This is a genomic window from Novosphingobium sp. 18050 (genome assembly GCF_902706195.1).
Lineage (GTDB): Bacteria > Pseudomonadota > Alphaproteobacteria > Sphingomonadales > Sphingomonadaceae > Novosphingobium.
In genome coordinates, this window is sequence record NZ_CACSJO010000020.1 from 18,105 (window position 1) to 33,912 (window position 15,808).

Sequence of the window (15,808 nt, forward strand, 5' to 3'; positions counted from 1 at the left end):
CCTAATGCTTTCTCACTCAGAATCGAACGGAAAGGTCCGCACCGATCGTGCGGCGTTCGCCCGGATAGACGCGGGTATAGCTCACACCCGAGACCGGGCCGCTGTCAGCGGTCGAGGACACCACCGTCGTACGCGAAATATACTTATCCTGCAGCAGGTTCTTGGCCCAAATCGCCAGTTCGTAGTTGCCGAACTTGAGACCCGCACGGGCATTCACCAGCGAGATCGAACCCTGGTCCTGCAGGTTCAGGCCGGTGGAGTACTTGCCTGCTTGCCAGGAATAGTCGGCGCGGATGTAGCCGTCCAACCCCTCGACGATGTCAGGCACGGTCCAGGCGGCGCCCAGTGCGAACTGCTTGTCGGAAGTGCGGGCGATCTGGTTGCCGCCCACGTCCGAGGTGCAGTTACTGCTGGTGACGGTGGAGTTGGCCAGCTCGCCGCAAATGTACGAGACTTCACCGTCGATCACACCCGACTTGTACTTCGGGTCCAATAGCGCGCCACTTGCGGTCAGCGAGATGGTGCGGGTCGGGTTGAAGGCGATCTGTGCCTCGATGCCTTTCACTTCTGCGTCGCCATTGTTACCCACGACCGCAAGAGTCGAGAACGGCAGCTGCTTCTGTGCGTTGATGTCCTTCCAGTCGACGTAGAACACGCCGGCATTGGCGACCAGCGCGCCGCCGAGCCAGGTCGTCTTGACGCCCGCCTCGTAGGTCCAGTTGGTTTCCGAGCCATACGTGAAGTAGTCGGTGTTCACGGCGTTGGCGTTGAAACCGCCGGTCTTCACGCCGCGCGCGGCGGTGGCGTAGAGCAGCACTTCGTCGGCCGGCTTCCAGTTCAGCGAGAAGCGCGGCGTCAGGTACTTGAAGGTCTGACGGCCCGTGGCGCCGGCCGCTGAACCGCCGCCGACGAAGTGCTGATCGTCGATCGTGTAGCGCAATTCGGCCTGGACGTTGAACTGCGGCGTGATCTCGTAACCCAGCATGCCGTAAAGCGCATGGCCCTTGGTCTTGAGCGTGCCGCCGCGGTTGGAGAATACCGGCGGCAGGGTGGTGCCCGGCTCGACGCCCAGGGTTTGGAAGTTCAGCGTCAGGATGTCGGAGACCAGCGAATCGTAGTAATTCATACCGAGCATCCACGATACCGCACTGCCCGCCTTGGAGCTGGCCCGGATATCGTAGTTCCAGTCGGTGCTGCGGTCGGTCGCGGCGTTGGTGTATAGCTGGCGCGAGAGGCCGCCGAAGTTGGGCGTATTGACCGCGTCGGGATTGCCGGTGGTGTCGATCAGCAGGCCGAACTTGGCGGTGGTGTAGCTGACCACGGCCGTCAGATCGAGCGCCTCGCCCGAGTAGTTGAGCTTGCCGTAATAGATCTCGTTGGAGCCGGTCAGGCCGTAGCCGGTCTTGTCGTCGATCTGGAAGTTGGTCGGGTACGGCACCTTGCCGCAGTAGAAGGTGTTGAGCTGCTGGCCGCGCACGGTTGTAACCGAACCGCAGTTGTTCATCGAGGTCGGCATCGCGTAAAGTGCCGGGTGGTCGTTGGAGGTTTCCGAACGCACCCCGAACAGGTCCAGCGTCAGGTTGTCGGTGATCTCGCCGGTCAGCGCGGCGCCGCCGCTCCAGCGATCCTTCCAGCCGTCAAGGTACTTGCCGCTGAGGTCGTTCTTGATGGTGCCGTCGAATTCGGAAAAGCCGCCGAACACGCGCAACGCCACGCCCTTCGTCAGCGGGATGTTGATCGAACCCTTGGCCTCGTGGCGGCCATAGTTGCCCAGCGTGAAGGTGGCGTGGCCCGAGAACTCGTCCGGCTTGGGTGCGGCGGTCACGTAGTTGATCGCGCCCGCGAAGGTGTTGCGGCCATAGAGCGCGCTCTGCGGGCCCTTCACCACTTCGATGCGCTCGAGGTCGTACTGGTCGAAGGCCAGCGCGGAGCGGTTGTTGAGATAGACTCCGTCGATGAAGATGCCGACGTTGCCCTGGGGCCCGGTCTGGTCGATCTGGGCGACGCCGCGAAGGACCGGCGCGGCATAGGCGCCGTTCACGTCCTGGAACGCGAGGCCGGGGGTCTGGGCGGCAAGGTCTGCCAGCGACGAGATGCCCTTGGCGCGCATTTCTTCGCCCGAATAGGCGGTGATCGCCAGCGGCACATCCTGCAGGCGCTCCTCGCGCTTGCGGCTGGTCACGACGATGACGTTGCCGCCTTCATCGTTCAGGCTTCCGGCGGCGGCCGGAGCGGCATCCTGTGCGAATGCAGGCGCGGCGCCCGACGCGGCGACGACAGCGCCGCACAGCAGAACGACCCGGAGCGCCTTGGCGCGGAACGCGAAATCTGTGTTCATAAAAACCCCCATCTTGTGTCTGAATCTCATGATGCCTGGCCCCGGGCACCTCCCTTTTTTATTCATCGTATTGCCGCTCCTGCCGCCGGGATACGGCGCACAGGAGCGGATCTTTTCACTTTTTATCAGGTACATAGGCGATCAGGTCGAGCAGCGCGTTGGCGCCCGGGACCACCAGCGGGCCACCGATCCGCATGGTCGTGGAAGCCGGCTTGACGCCGGGGAAGTGCGATGCCCACTCCTCGATCGAGTCTGCGAAATGCGTACCTTCGTCGTGGAAGCAGGCGCGGCGCACTATGTTCTCGAGGCTGGTGCCACCGGCCTCGCAGATGGCTGCTACGTTCTTCAGCATGTAACGCATCTGGTTTTTGCCCGGCAGGCCGTACCACGGGAAATTCTCGTGGCGGACCATGCCGTCTGCCAGCACGCCCTTCGAATCGCAGGCCATTTGCTGCGACAGGAACAGGAAGTTGCCCACCTTTACCGCCTGCGGCTCGTGGCTGAACGGCTCTGGCGCCTCGGACGTCTCGATGCGCTCGACCCTGAGCTTGGCGTCGTCGGCCAGCAGGGTCAGCGCGATCTCAATGCGGCTGCCGCGCGTACCGAGGCCCATGTAGGGAATCACGCAGCGCGCGGGCGGGCTGTCCTTGAACCAGCGCTTCCAGGCGCGGTCCATGCCGGCGTAGTCAGACGGATCGCCGATGTAGACGTCGGCCTTGACCACGTTCTTCAGCGAACCACCCGCCGCTTCAGCGATGCGCTCCAGCTTGGAGAGCGTGTAGTCGGTCTGCGCCTCGATGTCAGATCCATACCAGACGTGCGGGTTGGTGCGCGCCTCGCGGGCCAGCGCGCCAGGCGCGCCCATGCTGCGGTGCTCGCCGTAGTCGCCTTGCCAGTCGGTCGGCACTTCACCCGCAAGGAAGATCCAGTCGCCGCGGCGCAGCGCAGGCGAATAACCGGCGAGCGGGGCAGGAACGCCCTCGGGCGCCGCGAAGCCCTGCGGCTCGTTCCCGTCGACGATGGCGATTACGTCGATCTCGATGCGCGCGTCGCGCACCGGCAGGTCGCGGATGCTCACTGCCGTCGATGCCGGGCGCGGCTCGAAAATGTAGTCGTTGCGTACGTCGAGGTACGGCGTGATGCGCAGGCCCTCGGGGTAGCAGTCGCCCTTGGCGAAGTCCGGCATCGAGGGGGTTTCCCAGGGCAGCCACTGCCAGATGCGCGCCACATCCTTCGACAAATCCGCCCCGCCGGCAGCAAGCGTGCGCTTGAGCGTCTCCATCACGAAGCGCGACTGCAGCGCCTGATCGGATTCGAGGTTCGGGTTCACCGGGCGCGCCTCGGCGGCGATGCCGGTCTTGAAATCACTCGCGAGCTGGCCGGACACGAAGATCCAGTCGGCAGCCTTCACGGCGGGCGAATACGGCATCAGCGGCTGAGGAATATCAGGCCAGATTGCCTGGGGTGCCTTGGGATCGATCATAGTCTTCTAGGTCCCTCGAAGGTGTGGTTCAGGTGCTGTCAGGTGCCGGCCGAATCAGGCCAGCCCGCCATCGATCACCAGCGTGCGCCCGGTGATCCAGCTTGCCTCGGGAGAGGCGAGGAAGGTCACGGCGCCGGCGATATCCATCGGCTCGCCGATGCGGCCGAGCGGGGTCTGGCCGCAGATCGCAGCAAGCGCCGCATCGTCGATCCAGGCGGTCATCGCCGTGCGTGTCGCGCCCGGAGCCACCGCGTTCACACGGATCCGGCGTGCGCCCAGCTCCCTTGCGAAGCCCTGCGTCAGGCAGGCCACGGCGGCCTTGGCGGCGCAGTAGAGCGTCATGCCCGGAAGCGGCGAAACAGCGAGGTTGGAGCTGAGATTGACGATCGCCGCCCCCTTGCCCATGTGCGGCAGGCAGGCCTGGGTCACGAGCACCACGGACTTGACGTTGACGCCCAGTTCGCGGTCGATCATGCCTGCATCCATGCCCCCGATCGGGGCAGAAGTGCAGATGCCGGCGTTATTGACCAGCACACCGATGCTGCCGAACCGCTCGATCGCCTGAGCGACCATGGCGTCGACCGCACCGGCGTCGGTAACATCGGCGGCAAGCGCGAGGGCCTGCCCCCCGGCAGCCTCGATCTCGGCCGCCAGCGCGCGGGCCGCCTCGATGTTGCCGTTGGCATGGACGACCACGGGCATGCCCCGCGCGGCCAGCGCGCGTGCGATAGCTCCGCCGATGCCGCCGGACGCTCCGGTAACGATGGCCGCACCGCGGGGAAAGCTGGAATCATGGGACTGGAAAGCCATCGAAAAACCCCCGCTCATTTGATCTTTTGATATAGCTATAATACATATCCGAGACCGTCCAGATCGCAAGTGGCGACAGACGGTTCCCAAGGCCGGAGCGCGGCCTCTCCACAACCACACGATTGAGGGCAAAACTTTGAAAAACCGTGGTTTTAATGATGGTTCGCGCGATAGTGGGACTATTCGCAGTGCGGATAACGGTGCAATGCGCACCTTCATAATCGCCATTGCCTGCGGCCTGCTGGCGGCGAATCTCTACTATGCGCAGCCACTGATCTCGGCGATCGGCGCGGACCTTCAGGTGCCCGACGCGACGCTGGGGCTGATCGTGACGGTGACCCAGATCGGATACTGCATCGGCCTGCTCTTCGTGGTGCCGCTCGCCGACCGGGTGGAGAACCGGACGCTGGTGTGCGGCATGGTCGCGGTCTCGGCAGTGGCGATGGCATACGCGGGGCTGGCGCGGGGCGTGGAGCCGTTCTTCATTGCTGTCACGGTGGCGGGCCTGTCGTCGGCAGGCGCGCAGGTCCTGGTGCCGCTCGCCGCGCATCTGGCGCCGGAGGGGCGGCAGGGCCGCGTGATCGGCACGGTCATGGCCGGCCTCCTCACCGGCATCATGCTCGCCCGCCCGGTATCGAGCGCGCTTGCCGGGCTCGGCGACTGGCGGCTCGCGTTCCTCGTGCCTTCGGGATTGCTGGCAGTGCTGGCGGTGGCGCTCTGGTTCATGCTGCCCCGTCATCGGGGTGTCGGCACCGGCAGCTATGGGGCGATCCTGCGCTCGATGGCCGTGCTGCTGCGCGAGGAGCCACTGCTGCGCCGCCGGGCATTCTACCAGGCCTGCCTGTTCTGCGCCTTCAACCTGTTCTGGACCGCTGGCCCGATGATGCTTCAGCGCCGATTCGGCCTGAGCCACGAGGAAATCGCTCTGTTCGCCCTCGCCGGCGCCGGCGGCGCGCTGGCTGCCCCGATCGCCGGACGCATGGCGGACCGGGGACTGATCCGCCGTGGCACCGTCATCGCCATGTCCGCGCTGGGGCTGAGCTTCGCGCTCACGGTGCCGGCGGTCGCCATGGGTTCGGTACTGGCGCTGGCGGTACTCGCCATCCTCCTCGACGCGGGGACGCAGGGCAACCAGGTGGTCAGCCAGAATGTCGTCTATGCACTGCGCCCCCACGCACGCGGGCGCATCAACGCGATCTACATGTCGCTCATGTTCGTCGGCGGCGCACTGGGCTCGGCGATCGCGCCGCTGCTCTACGTGCGCGGAGGCTGGACCGCCTGTGCGGCTGCGGGGACGGGCATGGCGGTCGCCGCATTCCTCGCTTTCGCGACCGAGCGACGCCCAGCGCGGGTCTGACGAAAAAGCCGTCCGCGCATGTGAGCGCGGACGGCTTCAAGCTATCGGAGCGGCGCGTTCCTGCCGGTCCCGGTGAGGTTACTGGCTCAGCGGTCGGGGCGTGCCCGCGCCATTCCGCCCAGGACCTTCCACGTCCCGTCCTGCATGACCCAGGTATGCGTGACCTCGAAGCGCTCGTCGGACGGCGTGCCGTCGGCGCGCATCGTGCGGTGGGTCTTGTAATAGACCACCGCCGTATCGCCGTTGAGCGCGAGGTCGAGGAACGTCATCTCCAGATGCTCCTTTGTCTTGCCCGCCAGTTGGGCGCCGGTCGCGCGCAGCCCGTCGTTGCCCTTGGGCACTTCGTTGAAAGGCGGCCAGGCGACGTAGTTGGTGGCGGTATTGCCGAGGTAAAGCGAGAGATCACCCCGGCCGCGGCCCTCGTAGATCGCCAGTTCCTTAGCCCAGATCGCCTCCCGTGCCGCTTCCCAGCGCGCGTCGTGCCCGGCGGGCGCATTGGCCCCCGCCGCTGCGGCAGTGCCGAGCGCGAAAGCCAGCGTGATACTCGAAAGCACCTTCATGCATCCTCTCCCGGCAGCGCAGCCGCGAGTTCGCCGGCCGTCGCGAATATCGTATCCGGCTGAGCGGCCAGCCATTCGAGCAGGCTCTCGAAAGCGCCCATGCGGAACGGCAGGCCCATCACGTAGGGCGTCAGATGCAGCGGCAGCACGCGCGGCGCTCCTTCGGCTGCGAGCCAGGCGAAGGCATCCTTCATCTGCTCGACATAGCTCTCGGCGGAATGCTGCTGCACCACGATGACCTGCCGGTCGGACAGCTCGTGATTATAAGGCACTGCCACCAGCGGCCCGGACGCAGTCGTCTGGACATAGGGCAGGTCGTCGTTGACCCAGTCCAGGCAGTGGGAAAAGCCTTCTTCCACCAGCAGACGCGGCGTGTTCCAGCTTTGCTGACGCGCAATCGACATCCAGCCCGTCGGCGCCATGCCCATTGCAGCGGTGAGCGTATCGCGGGCCGAGGCGATCATCGCGCGCTCCTGCTCCTCGGGCACGGTGCTGTCGATGGTCGCGTCCATGTCGGTGGCATGGGCGACGATCTCATGCCCTGCGGCCAGAATGTCCGCGACGATCGAGGGATAGCGCTCGGCAATGGCCGCGTTGACCGCAATCGTGGCCTTCGCCCCTGCCTTCTCGAACGCGTCGAGCAGACGATAGAAGCCCACCCGCGTGCCATATTCACGCGCGGTGTAGTGGCGATAGTCGGGGTATGCGGTCTGCATGTGCCCCGGCGCACGGAACGGCGCCTCGCCCGGTACGATGGGGAACCATTCGAGGCTGACGAGCAGGCCGACCGCCATCTTCGCGCCGCCCGGCAGCGCCAGCGGCGGACGCTCGGTGATGTTGGACCAAGGGTAGAGGTCATGGTCCATGCCCTTGCGGCGCATGGGATATTCGAGATAGCCGGGATCGAGGCTCATGCCCTGTCCTCCTTGGCGTAACGGGCACAGTCGGCCTCGGCGGCCTCGTAGCCCCCGGTCGACAGGAAGTGGTCGGCGATGTCGCCGCTGCGGGTGATCCAGGCGCGGCCGTCGGCGGCGATGTGGCGCAGTACGTCCTCGAACGGGCCGATGCGGTGCGGCTGCCCGATCAGGTAGGCGTGGAGCGGGATGCACATCACGGTGCCGCCTTCTTCCGCCAGCCTGTCGTATTGCCGGATCAGCGTGTCGGCATATTCGCGCGGGCTCATGTTGTAGACGAAGAAGCCGTAGTGATCATTCACTTCCAGGCTGTAGGGCATCGAGATCAGCTTGCCGCCGCTCACTTCGACAGGGTTCGGCCGGTCGTCGTGGTAGAGGTCGCAAGTGTAGCTGAGGCCGTATTCGGCAATCAGGTCGAGCGTGCGCGGCGTGTGGGTGAGCGCGGGAGCGAGCCAGCCCTTGATCGTCTGGCCGGTCGCCTCGCGCACGGTGCGGATCGAATCCTCGATGATCGCGCGCTCCTGCGCCTCGTCCATGCCGTAAGAATAGCGGGTGTTGTAAATGCCGTGGCTGAAGAATTCCCAGCCCCGCGCGTTCGCGTCCGCCACGATTTCCGGCATGTGCTGGCACATCGACACCGACAGGCTGACCGAGCCGGGGAAGCCGTGCTTGCTCATCATTTCGGCCATGCGCCAGTGCGCGACGCGGTTGCCGTAGTCGCGGTGGCCGTAACCGACGACATCGGGATGGGCGCGCGGCCAGGACTTGCGGTGCGGGTTGGCTGGCGGATCGATCTCGTAGAACTCGAGGTTGGGCGAAACCCAGACCGCGACTTTCTTGCCGTCCGGCCATTCGATCGCCGGACGATCACGCCACGGGCGGAACCCGTAGAGGCCGGGGTCGCGTTCGCCCTCTCTCATGCGCCTTGTCCCCCCCGCGTTCCGAACCAGTCCACCACGTCCTGCACCGGCACCACATCGGCGTACTTGAGCTGAAGGTCGGTGAGGTTGGCGAAGTGGTAGCTTTCGTGCTTGTCCGCGCAGGTCTCGATCGGGACGATCGTGCGATAGCCCCGGCTCAGGCTTTCCACCGCCGTGGCGCGGATGCAACCGGAAGTCGAACCGCCGGTGATCACCAGCGTGTCGATCTTGTGCCAGATCAGCAGGCTCTGCAGCGGCGTCTCGAAGAACGCGGACGGCATGCGCTTGGTATAGATCGCATCAACCGAGGCATCGATCTCGCAGCGTTCATCGAATTCGTGGCGATCGCTGTCTACCTTGATGTTCTGGAGCGAATCCGGGGTGTTGGTGCGCGTGCCCCAGATGCCGGCGTCAGCGGCGCTGTCCATGTAGGCGACGTGGGTCCAGATCACCGGCATCCCCGCATCGCGGGCCAGCTTCGAGATCGTGTTGGTATGCTCGATCTGGCGCGGGTCGGTCTCGTACGCGGTCTTGTAGCGGTCGATCCGGGTGTAGGCATTCTGGAAGTCGACATTGACGATCGCCAGCCGCTCGCCAAAGCCAAACTTCGCGCGGGCGGGGTTCGCCATCACGTCCTCGAAGATCTGACGCGCAGTCTTGTCCTCGCGCACCATGCGGGTGCCCACAATGGTTTCGGCAATGCTCATGCGAATGTCCTCACGTTCTCGGGAGATTGTCTGGCCGGGCTCCAGCCTTTCGGCACGCCGGCGTCTGCGACGAAACCGTAAAGCGGCTCGCCCGGAAGCGCGGCTGCGACCACGCGGCGCGATTCCTTCAGGCGGTCGATGTCGATGCCGGTACGGCAGCCCATCGCCTCCAGCATGAAGACGAGGTCTTCGGTGACGATGTTGCCGCTCGCGCCCGGTGCGAACGGGCAGCCGCCGAGGCCGCCGATCGAGGCGTCGAACGTGGTGATCCCCGCTTCCAGCCCGGCCAGCACATTGGCAAGGCCGAGGCCGCGCGTGTTGTGCAGGTGCAGGCCGGTGACGGCACCGTCGCCCACTTCGCCGCGCACCATCTTCACGAGGCGCCGAACCTCGCCGGGCGTGGCGTATCCGGTGGTGTCCGAAAGACCGACCTCGTCGCAGCCCGCCGCCATCAGTTCCGAGGCGAGGCGCAGGATCGTCGCGTCCGGGATGGCGCCCTCCAGCGTGCAGCCGAACACGGTGGAAAGGCTGCCCTCGAAGTGCGGGCGGCGTTCGGGCGGGATCTGCGAGAGCATCCCGCTGATCGCGCGCACTTCCTCCAGCACCTGCTCATGCGTCTTGCGCAAGTTGGCGAGGCTGTGCGTTTCGGAAACGGAGAGCGGCAGCGTCAGCTTGTGTACCCCCGCAGCCAGCGCGTCCGCAGCGCCGCGCCGGTTTGGCACCAGCACCGCCAACGTCACCCCTTCGTGACGGCGGGTATGCGCGACGATCTCGGCGGTGTCCGCCAACTGCGGGATCAATTTGGCGGGAACGAAGCTGCCGACCTCGATTTCCTTGACCCCGGCGGCGACCAGTTCGTCTATCCAGACCTTCTTGGCCTCGGTCGGCATGACCCGCTTGACGTTCTGAAGCCCGTCGCGTGGCCCCACTTCGCTAACCAGAATGTCCATCAGAACTGACCTTCATGCATCGCCCCGCCATGGCGGGCGTGAATATTTGTTCTAGATGTATAGCAATTAAGTTCCGATGCAAGCGCTCTGCCCGGCGCAGTGATCGCCTGACGGATAGACGGAACGGTTCAGCCGAACGTCGGCGAGAACTGCCCCTGCTCGTGCATGTCGAGCGTGATCCGGTAGCGATCCGCGCGGTAGTAGGCATTGGTCACCAGCACGGTGAGCCCGCTCACATCCTCGACCAGACGCTCGACATGGAGCACCGCCGCGCGCGGTTCGCACTGGAGTTGCTCGGCCATGTCGAGATCGGCCACCATCGCCTCGATGGTCTGCACGGCGCCGCCGATCTTCACCCCCGCCTCGCGCAGCAGCGAAAGGATCGGGCGCTCGGTCAGCCGCTCGGGCGTCACCGACACGCCGAGGCCAGCGCGCATGTGGCTGACGATCAGGCCCAGCGGCCCGTTGCTGGTGGAGCGCAGGCGTACCGCGCGGATCGCCGGCTCACCCTCGACCAGTCCGAGCTTCTGCGCGATGGCATCGACGGCAGGCTCCGTGGTTACTTCAAGCACTTTGACCGCGGTGTTCTGCCCGAAGGCGATCAGCGATTCGACCGCTTGGTCGATGTTCGCCTCGATCGGCTTGTTGGCCGTGCGGAAGATTACGTGCGTGCCCAGCCGGCGGCGCCGCGCGACGAAGCCGCCAGTCGCCAGTTCGTCCAGCGCGCGGCGCGCGGTGATGCGCGAAACCTCGTAGTTTTCAGCTAGCTCCATCTCGGTCGGAACCGCGGAGCCGAAGGGCCGGTCGCCGCGCGTGATCTCGTCGCGCAGGGTCAGGTAGATCTGGTGATAGAGCGGGATCGCCGCATCCCGCGCGAGCTGCCCCTGCGCTCCAATCCGCGCAATGGAGGCCACCCGTTTCACTGCCGTCATCCCGATTTCCCCAATTCTGTTCTCCTACCTAGCGCGCCCAATGCCCTTTGGCCAATAGCCGTGCCCCTCTGTCCGCCGTGCGATCAGTCGCGCGATAGGCAGGCGACGACGCCCGCCCTTTGCTTGCTAGATCACCCTCAATTGTATTATCCATATAGCAATTTCATCGCTATGACATACGACGTGGTAGGGGCAGCAGATTGAGCGCAACACAGGAAAACGAAGGCGCGGGCCCGGCACCGCTGGCGGGAATCACCGTCGTCGAGTTCTCCCACATGGTGATGGGGCCCTCGGTCGGCGTGATCCTGGGGGACCTGGGCGCCGACGTAATCAAGGTGGAACCGCCTGAAGGCGACCGCACGCGCACGTTGCTGGGATCGGGATCGGGGTACTTCCCGATGTTCAATCGCAACAAGCGCAGCATCTGCCTCGACCTCAAGAACCCCGATGACCTTCGGCACGCACGGGCCCTCTGCGCCGATGCCGACGTGGTGATCGAGAACTTCCGCCCCGGCACGCTGGCCCGCCTCGGCCTTGGCTACGAGGCGCTTTCGCAGGACAATGCGGGGCTGATCTACTGCTCGGCTAAGGGATTCCTGAAAGGCCCTTACGAGGAGCGCACCGCGCTTGACGAAGTGACGCAGATGATGGGCGGCCTCGCCTACATGACCGGCCCTCCGGGACGCCCGCTGCGCGCGGGGTCCTCGGTTATCGACATCACCGGCGGCATGTTCGGGGTGATCGGCATTCTCGCCGCGCTCGAACAGCGCCACCGCACCGGACGCGGCGCCGAGATCAAGTGCAGCCTCTACGAGACCACCGCGTTTCTCGTCGGCCAGCACATCGCGCAGAAGGCCGTCACCGGCGCTGCCGCCCAGCCGATGCCGGTGCGCATCTCCGCCTGGGCGATCTACGATGTGTTCGAGACCGCCAGCGAGGGCGAACAGCTGTTCGTCGGCGTCGTCAGCGACGGGCAGTGGAAGACCTTCTGCGCCGACTTTGGCCTCACCCAACTGGCTTCCCGCACGCAGTGGGAGACCAACAACGAACGCGTGAAGGCGCGCGACGAGATCATGCCGATCGTCTCGGCCCTGTTCCGCTCGATGCCGCGCGAGGAACTGGTGGCGAAGCTGGAGAAGAGTGGCCTGCCTTTCGCGCCTATCGTCCGGCCGGATGAGCTTGTCGACGACGAGCACCTCAACGCCGGTGGGGGCCTGCTCGACGTGACGCTGGCGGACGGCACCGTCGCCCGCCTGCCCGCGCTGCCGCTCGAGATCGACGGCATGCGCCCCGGCCTGTTCCGCGACCTGCCCCGCCCGGACGAGCACGGCCCCGAACTGCGCGAACGCCTCGCGGCGGCCGGAAACTGATCCGCATGGCGCGCACACTTTTCGACAAGCTCTGGGACGCACACCTGGTGCGTAACCTGTCCAGCGGCGAAGATGGGGACGGCGGCACCGGCCTCATCGCGATCGACCGCATCCTGCTGCATGAGCGGACCGGCGGCATCGCTCTCAAGGCGCTGGAGGAAAGCGGACGCGATGTGCGCGACCCTAGCCGCGTATTCGTGACCATGGACCATGTGGTCGACACCCTGCCAGGGCGCGGCGACCGTACGATCATGCCCACCGGCACCGATTTCATCCTGGCCACGCGCGAGGCCGCAACGCGCGCCGGCGCGACGCTGTTCGACATCGGCGACCCGCGCCAGGGCATCGTCCACGTGATCTCGCCTGAGAACGCCATCGTCCTGCCCGGCCTCACGCTGGTCTGCCCGGACAGCCATACCTGCACGCAGGGCGCCCTCGGTGCGCTGGCCTGGGGTATCGGCTCCAGCGAGGCGGAGCACGCGCTCGCCACCGGCACGCTGCGCGTGAACCGGCCGAAGCAGATGCGCGTCACCATTTCCGGCGATCTGGCCGAGGGAGTAACTGCGAAGGATCTCGCGCTGTACGTCGTCGCCCGGCTGGGGTCGGGCGGGGGCCGCGCGCATGTCATCGAATACGCTGGCTCCACCATCGAGGCCCTGCCGATCGAAGCGCGCATGACGCTGTGCAACATGGCCACCGAATTGGCCGCCTTCACCGCCGTCATCGCTCCCGACGCCTCCACCGCCGCGTGGCTGGAGGGGCGCACGTACGCCCCGCGCGGCGAGGACTGGCAGGCCGCGCTCGCCGCCTGGGCCCAGCTTTCGACCGACGCCGACGCGGTGTTCGACCGCGAAGTCGCCATCGACGCCGCGGATGTCGCGCCGATGGTCAGCTGGGGCACCGCGCCGCAGCAGTCCGCGCCGCTCGCTGGCCGCGTGCCGAGACTGGCCGAGCCCGCCGCCGATGCTGCCCCGACCACGCCCGAGGCGCACGGGCGCGCGCTTGTCTACATGGACCTTGCCGAAGACACCGCCTTGCTCGGTCTTGCGATCGACGCCGCTTTCATCGGTTCCTGCACCAACGCCCGCCTTCCTGACCTGCGCGCGGCTGCGGGCATCCTTGCCGGGCGCAAGGTCGCCGCAGGAGTACGCGCCATCTGCGTGCCCGGCTCCACCCGCGTCAAGGCCGAGGCCGAGGCGGAGGGGCTCGACAAGGTGTTCCTCGCCGCCGGGTTCGAATGGCGCGAGGCGGGCTGCTCGATGTGCTTCTTCTCCGGCGGCGAGAGCTTCGGCGAGGAGGAACGCGTCATCAGCACCACCAACCGCAACTTCGAAAGCCGGCAGGGCCCGCGCACGCGCACCCACCTTGCCTCTCCCGCCACGGTCGCGGCATCGGCGATCGCCGGCCGGATCGCCGACCCGCGCAAACTGGAGGCGCTGTGATGGAACCCTTCCTCACCCTCACTTCCATCGCCGCGCCGCTGATCCGCGACAATGTCGATACCGATGCCATCATCCCCTCGCGCGAGATGAAGTCGGTGTCCAAGCGCGGCCTCTCTGCCGGGCTGTTCGCGGGCTGGCGCTACACCGACGTCGATGCCCGCGTGCCGAACCCGGAATTCGTGCTCAACCGGCCTGAATACGCAGGTGCCCGGATCCTGCTGGGCGGCGCCAACTTCGGCAGCGGATCGAGCCGCGAACACGCCGTCTGGGCGCTTGCCGAATACGGCTTCCGCGCGGTGATCGCGGCAGGGTTCAGCCCGATCTTCCGCGGCAACTGCATCCGCAACGGCGTCCTGCCGATCGTCCTGGACCCCCGGCCGTTCAATGAACCCGGCCACCAGATCGAGATCGATCTGCCCGCCCAGGAAATCCGTGCAGCCGGCCAGACCTGGCCGTTCGACATCGACGAGGAAGCGAAACTGATGCTGACCGAGGGTCTTGACCCGATCGCCCTGACGCTGCTCGACGGGCCCATGATCGACGCTCACGAAAGCGCAGACCGCCAATCCCGGCCTTGGGCCTGGTCGGTACTTTCCCAAGGAGAACCCGCATGACCGAGACAATGCACGTTCCTGTCGTGGTGATCGGCGCAGGCGCCACGGGCCTCTGCGCCGCGCTGGCCGCTTGCGACGCCGGTGTCGAAGTGCTGGTGATCGAACGCGATGTGACCCCGCTAGGCTCCACCGCGATGTCCACCGGGCTGATCCCCGCCGCAGGCACGCCCGAGCAGGCCGCGCAGGGACTGGTCGATTCGCCCGAACTCTTCGCCGAGGACATCACCCGCAAGACCAAGGGCCATGCCGACCCAGCGATGGCGCTCAACCTCGCGCGGCACTCGGCCGAAACGATCGCGTGGATGCGGAGCAACCACTCCATCCCGCTCGACCTGCTGGACGGCTTCACGTACCCCGGCCACAGCGCGCGGCGCATGTACGGCACGCCCAAGCGCTCCGGCGGCGAACTCATGGGCTGCCTGCAGAGCGCGGCGGAGGATGCAGGCGCCATGCTGCTGACCGACGCCGCCGTCACCGAGCTGGTCGCCGATGATACCGGCCGCGTCACGCTGGTACGCTTCTCGCGCCCCGACGGCAGTGTCGAGGACGTTTCCTGCGACGCGCTCATCCTCGCCTGCTCGGGCTTCGCAGGCGATGCGGCGCTGGTCGCCCGGCACATTCCCGAAATGGCCGAGGCCACCTTCCACGGCCACCCAGGCAACAAGGGCGACGCGCTGCGCTGGGGCGAACAGCTGGGTGCCGCCACCGCGGACCTCACCGGCTATCAGGGCCACGGCGGACTGGCGCACGGCTACGGTATTCCGATCCTCTGGCCGCTGATCATGCAAGGCGGCTTCCAGGTGAACTTGGATGGCAGGCGCTTCAGCAACGAGGCCGCCGGCTATTCCGAGCAGGCCGCCAAGGTCAACGCGCAGGCGGGCCACGTCGCATGGTCGATCTTCGACGCGCGGCTCCATGCCCTGATGTGCGAGTTCGAGGACTACCGCGATGCCCTGTCCGCGCAAGCGATCGTGACGGCGGACGACCTCGATGCGCTGGCCTTCGCAATTCGGCTCCCGCCCGAGGCGCTGGCCGAAACCGTCATGCAGGTCGCCGCGCTCACCCGCGGAGAAGGCGAGGACGCGTTCGGGCGCGACTTCACCGGCAAGCCGGAACTGGCAGGGCCATGGTATGCCGCGAAGGTCACCGGCGCGCTGTTCCACACCCAGGGCGGACTTGTGGTCGACGACGAGGCGCGCGTATTGCGCAAGGACGGGAGCGCCCTGCCCAACGTCTTTGCAGGCGGCGGCGCGGCGCGCGGCATCTCGGGAGACGGCTCCTATGGCTACCTTGCCGGCAACGGACTGCTGACGGCCACCACCTTGGGCAAGATCGCGGGCCGCAGCGCGGCGGCATTGGTCACGCGCGGATGATTTGACCGCTCTGCGAACAATCGCTTGTTCCGGGCCCT

14 protein-coding genes are annotated in these 15,808 nt (G+C 66.4%); 5 read left to right on the forward strand and 9 right to left on the reverse strand.

Features of this window, described 5'->3' with window-relative positions; genetic code table 11:
- Positions 1-16: 16 nt before the first annotated feature.
- The 3 genes from GVL61_RS17785 to GVL61_RS17795 all read right to left on the reverse strand — a co-directional run bounded on the left by GVL61_RS17785 (position 17) and on the right by GVL61_RS17795 (position 4,631).
- A complete protein-coding gene (locus GVL61_RS17785) occupies positions 17-2,338 on the reverse strand; it encodes a TonB-dependent receptor (RefSeq protein ID WP_159982005.1) in 2,322 nt (773 codons plus the stop codon).
- A gap of 115 nt (positions 2,339-2,453) precedes the next feature.
- Entirely contained in the window at positions 2,454-3,821 is a 1,368-nt protein-coding gene (locus GVL61_RS17790) for a RidA family protein (RefSeq protein ID WP_159982006.1), read from the reverse strand.
- Positions 3,822-3,875: 54 nt separating this feature from the next.
- Positions 3,876-4,631 carry an SDR family NAD(P)-dependent oxidoreductase gene (locus tag GVL61_RS17795; RefSeq protein ID WP_159982007.1) on the reverse strand — a complete coding sequence of 252 codons (756 nt, stop codon included), beginning with the start codon at positions 4,629-4,631 and terminating at the stop codon, positions 3,876-3,878.
- Positions 4,632-4,836: 205 nt separating this feature from the next.
- On the opposite strand from GVL61_RS17795, the gene GVL61_RS17800 reads away from it, so the two are divergent.
- The gene (locus GVL61_RS17800) at positions 4,837-5,988 is read left to right on the forward strand and encodes an MFS transporter (protein ID WP_159982008.1); all 1,152 of its coding nucleotides are present in this window, start codon (positions 4,837-4,839) and stop codon (positions 5,986-5,988) included.
- An 86-nt stretch (positions 5,989-6,074) separates the two neighbouring features.
- On the opposite strand, the gene GVL61_RS17805 is transcribed toward GVL61_RS17800, so the two are convergent.
- The 6 genes from GVL61_RS17805 to GVL61_RS17830 form a co-directional block, all read right to left on the reverse strand.
- Complete coding sequence (locus GVL61_RS17805) at positions 6,075-6,548, reverse strand: nuclear transport factor 2 family protein (RefSeq protein ID WP_159982009.1); 474 nt, start codon at positions 6,546-6,548, stop codon at positions 6,075-6,077.
- A complete protein-coding gene (locus GVL61_RS17810) occupies positions 6,545-7,462 on the reverse strand; it encodes a polysaccharide deacetylase family protein (protein ID WP_159982010.1) in 918 nt (305 codons plus the stop codon). Before GVL61_RS17810 ends, GVL61_RS17805 begins: the two co-directional genes overlap by 4 nt.
- Positions 7,459-8,382, reverse strand: coding sequence for a polysaccharide deacetylase family protein (locus GVL61_RS17815; RefSeq protein ID WP_159982011.1), 924 nt, complete (start codon positions 8,380-8,382; stop codon positions 7,459-7,461). Before GVL61_RS17815 ends, GVL61_RS17810 begins: the two co-directional genes overlap by 4 nt.
- Positions 8,379-9,089, reverse strand: a complete 711-nt coding sequence (locus GVL61_RS17820; protein ID WP_200844840.1) for an isochorismatase family protein — start codon at positions 9,087-9,089, stop codon at positions 8,379-8,381. Before GVL61_RS17820 ends, GVL61_RS17815 begins: the two co-directional genes overlap by 4 nt.
- Positions 9,086-10,039, reverse strand: coding sequence for a hydroxymethylglutaryl-CoA lyase (locus GVL61_RS17825; protein ID WP_159982012.1), 954 nt, complete (start codon positions 10,037-10,039; stop codon positions 9,086-9,088). The genes GVL61_RS17820 and GVL61_RS17825 overlap by 4 nt, the downstream gene beginning before the upstream one ends.
- Before the next feature lie 128 nt (positions 10,040-10,167).
- Positions 10,168-10,971, reverse strand: coding sequence for a GntR family transcriptional regulator (locus GVL61_RS17830; RefSeq protein ID WP_159982013.1), 804 nt, complete (start codon positions 10,969-10,971; stop codon positions 10,168-10,170).
- 200 nt (positions 10,972-11,171) lie between these two features.
- On the opposite strand from GVL61_RS17830, the gene GVL61_RS17835 reads away from it, so the two are divergent.
- Genes GVL61_RS17835 through GVL61_RS17850 form a run of 4 tightly spaced genes read left to right on the forward strand, consistent with a single transcriptional unit; the run spans position 11,172 to position 15,770 of the window.
- Positions 11,172-12,341 carry a CaiB/BaiF CoA-transferase family protein gene (locus GVL61_RS17835; RefSeq protein ID WP_159982014.1) on the forward strand — a complete coding sequence of 390 codons (1,170 nt, stop codon included), beginning with the start codon at positions 11,172-11,174 and terminating at the stop codon, positions 12,339-12,341.
- On the forward strand, positions 12,341-13,783 hold the full coding sequence (locus GVL61_RS17840) for a 3-isopropylmalate dehydratase large subunit (protein ID WP_200844847.1): 1,443 nt from the start codon (positions 12,341-12,343) through the stop codon (positions 13,781-13,783). Before GVL61_RS17835 ends, GVL61_RS17840 begins: the two co-directional genes overlap by 1 nt.
- Positions 13,783-14,397: a 3-isopropylmalate dehydratase small subunit gene (gene leuD / locus GVL61_RS17845; RefSeq protein WP_159982016.1), complete on the forward strand. Its 615-nt coding sequence runs from the start codon at positions 13,783-13,785 to the stop codon at positions 14,395-14,397. Before GVL61_RS17840 ends, leuD begins: the two co-directional genes overlap by 1 nt.
- Positions 14,394-15,770 carry an FAD-dependent oxidoreductase gene (locus GVL61_RS17850; protein WP_235037768.1) on the forward strand — a complete coding sequence of 459 codons (1,377 nt, stop codon included), beginning with the start codon at positions 14,394-14,396 and terminating at the stop codon, positions 15,768-15,770. The genes leuD and GVL61_RS17850 overlap by 4 nt, the downstream gene beginning before the upstream one ends.
- Positions 15,771-15,808: the final 38 nt, after the last annotated feature.

What these genes read in the sequence shown, in the direction of transcription:
- GVL61_RS17805 (WP_159982009.1), bottom strand. Translation starts at nt 6,548, where the DNA reads ATGAAGGTGCTTTCGAGTATCACGCTGGCTTTCGCGCTCGGCACTGCC.
- GVL61_RS17815 (WP_159982011.1), bottom strand. Translation starts at nt 8,382, where the DNA reads ATGAGAGAGGGCGAACGCGACCCCGGCCTCTACGGGTTCCGCCCGTGG.
- GVL61_RS17810 (WP_159982010.1), bottom strand. Translation starts at nt 7,462, where the DNA reads ATGAGCCTCGATCCCGGCTATCTCGAATATCCCATGCGCCGCAAGGGC.
- GVL61_RS17795 (WP_159982007.1), bottom strand. Translation starts at nt 4,631, where the DNA reads ATGGCTTTCCAGTCCCATGATTCCAGCTTTCCCCGCGGTGCGGCCATC.
- GVL61_RS17785 (WP_159982005.1), bottom strand. Translation starts at nt 2,338, where the DNA reads ATGAACACAGATTTCGCGTTCCGCGCCAAGGCGCTCCGGGTCGTTCTG.
- GVL61_RS17800 (WP_159982008.1), top strand. Translation starts at nt 4,837, where the DNA reads ATGCGCACCTTCATAATCGCCATTGCCTGCGGCCTGCTGGCGGCGAAT.
- GVL61_RS17825 (WP_159982012.1), bottom strand. Translation starts at nt 10,039, where the DNA reads ATGGACATTCTGGTTAGCGAAGTGGGGCCACGCGACGGGCTTCAGAAC.
- GVL61_RS17850 (WP_235037768.1), top strand. Translation starts at nt 14,394, where the DNA reads ATGACCGAGACAATGCACGTTCCTGTCGTGGTGATCGGCGCAGGCGCC.
- GVL61_RS17830 (WP_159982013.1), bottom strand. Translation starts at nt 10,971, where the DNA reads ATGACGGCAGTGAAACGGGTGGCCTCCATTGCGCGGATTGGAGCGCAG.
- GVL61_RS17820 (WP_200844840.1), bottom strand. Translation starts at nt 9,089, where the DNA reads ATGAGCATTGCCGAAACCATTGTGGGCACCCGCATGGTGCGCGAGGAC.
- leuD (WP_159982016.1), top strand. Translation starts at nt 13,783, where the DNA reads ATGGAACCCTTCCTCACCCTCACTTCCATCGCCGCGCCGCTGATCCGC.
- GVL61_RS17790 (WP_159982006.1), bottom strand. Translation starts at nt 3,821, where the DNA reads ATGATCGATCCCAAGGCACCCCAGGCAATCTGGCCTGATATTCCTCAG.